Source organism: Falsiroseomonas oryzae, from assembly GCF_027856955.1.
GTDB lineage: Bacteria > Pseudomonadota > Alphaproteobacteria > Acetobacterales > Acetobacteraceae > Falsiroseomonas > Falsiroseomonas oryzae.
Genome location: NZ_JAPSMD010000886.1, coordinates 1 through 941 on the forward strand (window position 1 = coordinate 1; position 941 = coordinate 941).

1 protein-coding gene is annotated in these 941 nt (G+C 75.2%); it reads left to right on the forward strand.

The window, feature by feature from the left end; translation table 11 throughout:
- Positions 1–67: 67 nt before the first annotated feature.
- Positions 68–941, forward strand: an 874-nt coding sequence (locus OZN99_RS32455) for a GNAT family N-acetyltransferase (RefSeq protein ID WP_270939300.1), incomplete at its 3' end; no start/stop codon positions are given.

The following is a 941-nucleotide window of genomic DNA, read 5'->3' on the forward strand; positions in this document are numbered from 1 at the left end:
GCCGCGCCGCGCCGCCCACCCCGGCGCCGCTGCGCCACGCCGCCTGACGAGAGGAGGAGAGGACGCCATGGATATCGGGCACGCAACCGGGCTCGGCACGCAGCCCGTCGCGCTCCGCAGCGCCGTCGCGGCGGATGCCGAGGCCTGCGGGCGCATCATGCACGACGCCTTCGAGGAGATTTCCTCGGCGCACGACTTCCCGAAGGACTTCCCCTCGCGCGAGGCCGGGATCGCCCTGGCGAAGGCGATGATCGCCGACACGCAGGTGTTCGGCGTGGTTGCGGAGGCCGGTGGCCACGTGATCGGCTCCAACTTCCTCGACGAGCGCGACGAGGTGCGCGCGGTCGGGCCGATCACCGTGGATCCGCGCTGGCAGGATGGCGGCGTCGGGCGGCGGCTGATGCAGGCCGTGCTGGACCACGCCGAGGGCGCGGCGAGCGTGCGGCTGGTGCAGGCCGGCTACCACATGCGCTCCCTCGCGCTCTATGCGTCGCTCGGCTTCGAGGTGAAGGCGCCGCTGCTGCTGCTGGACGGCCAGCCGCGCGGCGCGCTGCCGGCGGGTGCGCGGGTGCGGCCGATGACGGAGGCGGACGTGCCGGCCTGCGACGCGCTCTGCGCCACGGCGCATGGCATCTCCCGCCGCAACGAGCTGCAGGCGGCGGTGCGGCGCTTCGGGCCGGTGGTGCTGGAACGGCGCGGCCGCATCCTGGCCTATCTGACGGCGCCGGAACTCTGGCTGATGAACCACGGCGTGGCGGAGACCGAGCAGGACATGGCCGCACTGCTGGCCGGCGCGGCGGCGCTGCAAGGGCGTCCCGTCGCGCTGCTGCTGCCCAGCCGCCAGGCCGGGCTGCTGCGCTGGTGCCTGGCGGCGGGGATGCGCGCCGTGCAGCCGCTGACGCTGATGGCGCGCGGCAGCTGGCGCGTGCCGGCGCGCTGCT